This is a genomic window from Enterobacillus tribolii (genome assembly GCF_003363015.1).
GTDB classification, from domain to species: Bacteria; Pseudomonadota; Gammaproteobacteria; order Enterobacterales; family Enterobacteriaceae; genus Enterobacillus; species Enterobacillus tribolii.
On record NZ_QRAP01000024.1, the window covers coordinates 1 to 6384 of the forward strand.

The 6384-nt window shown below is 51.1% G+C and carries 6 protein-coding genes, 4 tRNA genes and 1 rRNA gene; 9 read left to right on the plus strand and 2 right to left on the minus strand.

The features are described from left to right. The 4 genes from rrf to birA form a co-directional block, all read left to right on the plus strand. Positions 1-84, plus strand: a 5S ribosomal RNA gene (gene rrf, locus C8D90_RS22585); the annotation flags it as partial. Between the two features lie 161 nt (positions 85-245). After that, positions 246-1208 carry an ABC transporter substrate-binding protein gene (locus C8D90_RS21740; protein ID WP_162844447.1) on the plus strand — a complete coding sequence of 321 codons (963 nt, stop codon included), beginning with the start codon at positions 246-248 and terminating at the stop codon, positions 1206-1208. Positions 1209-1344: 136 nt separating this feature from the next. Beyond that, positions 1345-2382 (plus strand): UDP-N-acetylmuramate dehydrogenase, encoded by a 1038-nt coding sequence (gene murB / locus C8D90_RS21745; protein WP_115460546.1) that lies wholly within the window; start codon positions 1345-1347, stop codon positions 2380-2382. Continuing rightward, entirely contained in the window at positions 2379-3338 is a 960-nt protein-coding gene (birA, locus tag C8D90_RS21750) for a bifunctional biotin--[acetyl-CoA-carboxylase] ligase/biotin operon repressor BirA (RefSeq protein ID WP_115460547.1), read from the plus strand. The genes murB and birA overlap by 4 nt, the downstream gene beginning before the upstream one ends. A 45-nt stretch (positions 3339-3383) precedes the next feature. On the opposite strand, the gene coaA is transcribed toward birA, so the two are convergent. Continuing rightward, the gene (coaA, locus tag C8D90_RS21755; RefSeq protein WP_115460548.1) at positions 3384-4331 is read right to left on the minus strand and encodes a type I pantothenate kinase; all 948 of its coding nucleotides are present in this window, start codon (positions 4329-4331) and stop codon (positions 3384-3386) included. A gap of 200 nt (positions 4332-4531) precedes the next feature. Beyond that, complete coding sequence (locus C8D90_RS21760) at positions 4532-5074, minus strand: GNAT family N-acetyltransferase (protein WP_115460549.1); 543 nt, start codon at positions 5072-5074, stop codon at positions 4532-4534. Positions 5075-5380: 306 nt separating this feature from the next. Between C8D90_RS21760 and C8D90_RS21765 the strand changes: the two genes are divergently transcribed. The 5 genes from C8D90_RS21765 to C8D90_RS21785 all read left to right on the plus strand — a co-directional run. Beyond that, a tRNA-Thr gene (locus C8D90_RS21765) sits at positions 5381-5456 on the plus strand. 16 nt (positions 5457-5472) lie between these two features. After that, positions 5473-5557, plus strand: a tRNA-Tyr gene (locus C8D90_RS21770). 132 nt (positions 5558-5689) lie between these two features. After that, positions 5690-5764: transfer RNA gene (locus C8D90_RS21775), tRNA-Gly, on the plus strand. Between the two features lie 7 nt (positions 5765-5771). Then, a tRNA-Thr gene (locus C8D90_RS21780) sits at positions 5772-5847 on the plus strand. Positions 5848-5968: 121 nt separating this feature from the next. Next, positions 5969-6384, plus strand: a 416-nt coding sequence (locus C8D90_RS21785) for a GTP-binding protein (RefSeq protein ID WP_115460550.1), incomplete at its 3' end; no start/stop codon positions are given.

Sequence of the window (6384 nt, forward strand, 5' to 3'; positions counted from 1 at the left end):
CCCCATGCCGAACTCAGAAGTGAAACGCCGTAGCGCCGATGGTAGTGTGGGGCTTCCCCATGTGAGAGTAGGGAACTGCCAGGCTTTTATCAGTGAGAACCCCGGTCGGAAGGCCGGGGTTTTTGCATTTGTGGGTTTTACTCAATTATGGGTTTTACTCAACTCGATTTATTAATGATTTTCATTATCATTTAAGGCAATGTTCATCTAGAATACGATTTCTATTGTTAGCCTGGATGCTTATTATGAAATCATTGTTCCCTCTGATTATTGCCTCTGCACTAACCTTTGCCACTCCTTCTGTATTTTCTCAGGACGCCGCCAAATTTCAGCAGGCTTCTATCACAGTAACCAATTCAGACAGCCTGACGATTGTTCACGCTTCGGGTACGACGGAAGTGAAGACGAATCCCCAGCGCGTTGTGCTTTTTGATTTTGGTACCTACGATTCGCTACTTCAGCTCGGGCTTAATGAGCGCGTTGTTGCCCTTCCCGGTGCAAATGTTCCTGATTATCTTAAACAACATGTACCGGCGAATATGGCTGATGCCGGTGGAATGAAAACGCCGGATGTTGCTCTGATTACGTCACTGAAACCGGACCTGATCATTATTACCGGTCGTCAGGGGGCTTCCTATGACGCCTTATCCGCGATTGCTCCGACGCTGAATCTCAGCATCAACGGTAAAGACTACCTGTCTTCACTGAAAGGCAATCTCGAGGTCCTGGGGCAGATTTTTGGGGCAACGGATGCCGTTGGAAAAGAGTGGGAAAAGCTTCTTGTTCAGGTGAAACAGTCCCAGACGCAAATTGAACGGGCAGGGATACGTTCTCTGGCCCTGATGCACAATAACGGCAAACTGCTTCCGGCACATCAGGCTATTATTTTTGACGTGCTGAAAGCGAAGAAGCTGGCCTTCCCGGCTGCTGAAAAAGGAACGGAGAACAAGCGTAAAGCGGTAACTCCCGCAGAGATCGCACAACTTTCTCCCGGCGCTATTTTCATCATTGACCGAAGCGCCGCTATTGGCGCGGAAAAGATGGATCTGAAGGCTTTTGAAGAAGATCAGAATATTAAGAGCACTCCGGCTTCTCAGCATAAACGGATTGCCTACCTCACGCCGGATCTTTGGTATCTTTCCGGCGGCGGGCTGCAAAGCCTGGCGCTGCAAATTCAGGCAATCACCCACGTTTTGGGTGAGAAGTAATATGCCGCTGCGCTGCTTCCGGCAGAGTTCTAACCGGAAGCAGCGTGAATCTTGCCTTTTATCGTCGCAATAAGGGCCAAAGCAGCCCCGGATCGGGTAGACTAAGCGCAGTTTTATTCAACGGGATTGTCGTTTCATGTCCACTGCCCATACTTCTCTTACTGCTTTCAACTCATTCGGACTCAACGTTCATGCTAACCGCGTGATTACTGTCGATACGCCGGATGCATTATTTTCCTCCTGGCAACAGAGCCACCGTCAGCAGGAGCCTGTACTGATATTGGGTGGAGGAAGCAACGTGCTGTTTCTGGATGATTTTTCCGGCACGGTGATCCTCAACCGTATTCAGGGCATCGTGGCTTCTGAGCATGCGGATGCCTGGCATTTGCACGTCGGAGCGGGAGAGAATTGGCACCGGTTAGTTGAGTACACGTTGCAGGAAGGGATGTTTGGGCTGGAAAACCTGGCGTTAATTCCCGGATGCGCCGGTTCCGCACCGATCCAGAATATTGGCGCCTATGGCGTTGAATTCCAGCATGTGTGTGAATATGTGGACGTGCTAAATCTGCGTAACGGAGATACACAACGGTTAACGGCCCAGGAATGTTGTTTTGGTTATCGTGACAGCATTTTCAAACATGCTTATCACGATGGGTATGCGATTACGGCTATTGGCCTGCAATTGCCCAAACAATGGCAGCCGGTGTTAAGTTATGGCGATCTTACACAGCTTGATCCTCAAACGGTAACTCCCCGTCAGGTATTTGACTCCGTTTGTCACATGCGGCGAACGAAGCTCCCCGATCCTGCGGTAACCGGAAATGCCGGGAGTTTCTTTAAAAACCCTATTGTGAGTGCTGAGCATGCAGACGGTATCCGGAAAAACTATCTTGATATGCCCGCCTATCCACAGCGTGATGGCTCGGTAAAGTTAGCGGCCGGGTGGCTTATCGATCGCTGCGATCTGAAAGGCTTTCATATCGGAGGGGCTGCCGTACATGAGCGGCAGGCATTGGTGCTGATCAATAAGGATAACGCGACCAGCCAGGATATTCTGTTGCTGGCGAAGCATGTACGTGAACAGGTTATGGTGCGTTTTTCCGTAGACCTGGAGCCGGAAGTGAGATTTATTGCCGCAGAGGGTGAGGTTGATGCTGTGGAGGCTCTGTCATGAAAGATATTACGGTTCCTCTGAAGCTGGTTGGCGTACTTTCTGACGGCGAATTTCATTCAGGTGAACAGCTGGGCGAGCAGCTTGGCATGACCAGAGCGGGCATCAATAAGCATATCCAGACGATCCGTGAATGGGGCATCGATGTTTTCACCGTGCCGGGGAAAGGCTACAGTCTTCCCGCTCCTATGCATTTGCTGGATGAACAGAAAATATCTGCCCTGTTGCCTGAAGGACGGGTGACGGTGCTGCCCGTGGTTGATTCTACCAACCAATATTTATTGGACCGGATAGCCGGGCTGCAATCCGGTGATGCCTGTGTCGCTGAATATCAGCAAGCTGGGCGCGGACGGCGCGGGCGCCAGTGGTTTTCTCCTTTTGGCGCGAATCTTTACCTTTCAATGTTCTGGCGCCTGGAGCAGGGCCCCGCGGCGGCGATGGGGCTCAGCCTGGTTATCGGTATCGTGATGGCTGAGGTACTGCGTGAGCTGGGCGCGGAGGGCGTAAAAGTTAAGTGGCCTAACGATCTCTACCTGAATGATAAGAAGCTCTCCGGCATTTTGGTTGAGCTTACGGGAAAAACCGGTGATGCGGCGAATATTGTTATCGGCGCGGGAATTAACCTCTCAATGCGGACGCCCGATCCTGATGTTGTTAACCAGCAATGGATAAATTTGCAGGAAGCCGGCATCTCGGTTGATCGAAATGTTCTGGTAGCCCGGTTGCTCAAGTGCCTGCGCGAAACGCTAAAATCATTTGAAGTTCAGGGGCTGGCGCCTTTTATCGCACGTTGGCAGGCTCTGGATAATTTTATCGACAGGCCTGTGAAGCTGTTAATCGGCGAGCAAAGGATTTATGGCATTGCCCGGGGTATTGATGCTCAGGGGGCATTACTGTTGGAGCAGGACGGAGAAATTGTGCCTTACATCGGTGGGGAAATATCGCTGCGGGGGGCATAAATTTGTTGGGGCGGGAGAAAGCACGCTCTTTCTCCCGCAAGGGTTTTATTTTCTCAGACGTACGCATTCAACGGCATGATTTGAACCTTTGGTCATAATCAGGCTGGCCCGCTCGCGGGTGGGGAGAATATTTTGCGTCAGATTCAGCCCGTTAATTTCTTTCCATAATCCCGTCGCGATTTCGACCGCCTCTGATTCCGGCAGTTGTGCATAATGGTGGAAATATGAGTCAGGATCGGAAAATGCGCCCTGGCGGAATTTCAGGAAGCGGCTAATGTACCAATCCTGCAGTAATGTTTCCGGCGCGTCGACATAGATAGAGAAGTCAACGAAGTCAGACACGAAAACCCGATGTGGATCATGGGGATAGTCCATTCCGCTCTGCAAAACGTTCAGACCTTCCAAAATTAATATATCCGGCTGTTCGATGACTTTGTAACGGTCCGGAATAACATCATAAATAAGATGGGAATACTGAGGGGCCATAACCTTCGGAGCGCCAGACTTTATTTCCGAAACGAAACGCACCAGATTATGCATATCATAAGACAGCGGAAATCCTTTTTTCTTCATCAAGCCACGTTCTTGCAGAACATGGTTAGGATGCAAAAAGCCATCCGTGGTGATCAATTCGACTTTACGGTGTTCCGGCCAGCGGCTGAGCAGCGCCTGCAATAAGCGGGCAGTCGTACTTTTCCCGACGGCAACGCTGCCAGCGATGCCGATAATGTAAGGGATTCGCTGCCCATTGGTTCCCAGAAACTGCTCCAGAACTGCCTGGCGACGCAGGTTCGAGCTGAAATAGAAGTTCAGCAAGCGGGAAAGGGGAAGATAAATCTGGGCAACTTCATCCAGGGAAAGGTCTTCGTTAATCCCTTTGAGATTAATGATCTCTTCTTCCGTCAGGGTCAACGGGACAGAATCACGCAGCGCCGCCCATTGTTGGCGATTGAATTGCAGGTAAGGCGTCGCCAGAGATTGCTCTTTCTTCATAGTCTTAATTCTGCCTGTCAGCGCGAACCAGGAGCAGATTCACTCCGGATGAAATAAGTCGTCCATTATAAACGGCTTCAATTGATACACGGTATTTTTTTGAAAAACGCGTATCAATCTACGTGATGGCGGTTATACGATCAAGAAAGGAGAGCGGGATAAACGCGGCAGCCAGAATATTGGCTGCCGGAAAATGGGGGTCAACCGGCTTTGGCCTGGCGTTCCAGGGTAAAAAGGCGTTTGTAATAAATTGCGGTTGGGTGGTAGCGCCCGTCCGGCGAAGATGCGTAGTCGGGAATTTCCCCCAGGCGCAGATATCCTTCCGACTGATAAAACGCTTCCGCAGCAGAACCCGCCTGAGTATCCAGATACAGTAAGCCACGCCGGGCCGCCATTGCGGCAGCTTCCAATGCCGTCATTAGCTGATGGGCAATCCCCAAACGCCGGGCGCGGCTGTGAACGATCAGCTTTTGCACTTCCGCGCGATTCTGCCCGTTGGGCTTCTGGCACAGCGCCAGTTGAGCGGTTCCGACTACGCTTTCCGTATCGCGGGCGATCCATAACATTAGGGTTCCCTTAGCGATTTCTGGCCGTAAGCTGTGAAAATAGCTTTCTGCGTCAGCGTGTGCGATTTGCGTGTCGTAGCCCAGCGAGGCTCCGTGAGCAATGGCGTCCGTCAGAAGTCGCGCCAGTTCCGACCGGTAAATGGGAAGCGTTGCCGCATTGAGTTGGACGATTTTCATCAGATTGCCCTCCGGGATAATGTTATTTATTCATCAAGCAAAGAGCGGGCCAGTGTGAAGCGGCCGGTCTTCAGGGAGGAAGCGCGTTATTATTATAGAAGACTGCCCAATATTAGGGCGCAGAGTCCCGATTTTCGTGCAGAGTACATCGCTGTTTCAGCGGGGGTAACATGGAAAATTGGAATGATTATCGCAAAGAAAACAGAGATTACACTGTTTTTGAGCGTTTTATGACCGAAGATACGCAAAACTGAATTTTTTTGTTGCATAGAGCGCCGCCACTACCTAGAATGCGCTGCACTTGATGCCGGCTTAGCTCAGTAGGTAGAGCAACTGACTTGTAATCAGTAGGTCGCCAGTTCGATTCCGGCAGCCGGCACCATCAAGTGAAAAAATCAGGTGGGGTTCCCGAGCGGCCAAAGGGAGCAGACTGTAAATCTGCCGTCTCAGACTTCGAAGGTTCGAATCCTTCTCCCACCACCATTTTCGCCTTCGCGAATGATTTATGATGAGATGTGGCAGGCCGTAGTTTGGGCCGTATGTCTCAGAAAGTAACGGGAACAGATAACAGACTTCCCGGTTCTACAGAAAAATCAGGTAGCCGAGTTCCAGGATGCGGGCATCGTATAATGGCTATTACCTCAGCCTTCCAAGCTGATGATGCGGGTTCGATTCCCGCTGCCCGCTCCAAGTTTGTGCTGATATAGCTCAGTTGGTAGAGCGCACCCTTGGTAAGGGTGAGGTCGGCAGTTCGAATCTGCCTATCAGCACCACTCCTTCATTCTCCCCCCTGATTTTACTCTGTAAACAAAATTCAATAAGCATGCCTGCTGTCAGCTGGCGTGGTTGATGTGGTGATATCACCGATTTATCCGTGTCTTAGAGGGACAATCGATGTCTAAAGAAAAGTTTGAACGTACAAAACCGCACGTTAACGTCGGTACTATCGGCCACGTTGACCACGGTAAAACTACCCTGACCGCGGCCATTACTACCGTTCTGGCTAAAACCTACGGTGGTCAGGCTCGTGCATTTGATCAGATCGATAACGCGCCGGAAGAAAAAGCGCGTGGTATTACCATCAACACTTCTCACGTTGAATACGATACCCCGACCCGTCACTACGCTCACGTAGACTGCCCGGGCCACGCCGACTATGTTAAAAACATGATTACCGGTGCTGCCCAGATGGACGGCGCGATCCTGGTTGTTGCTGCGACTGACGGCCCGATGCCGCAGACCCGTGAGCACATCCTGCTGGGTCGTCAGGTAGGCGTTCCGTACATCATCGTGTTCCTGAACAAGTGCGA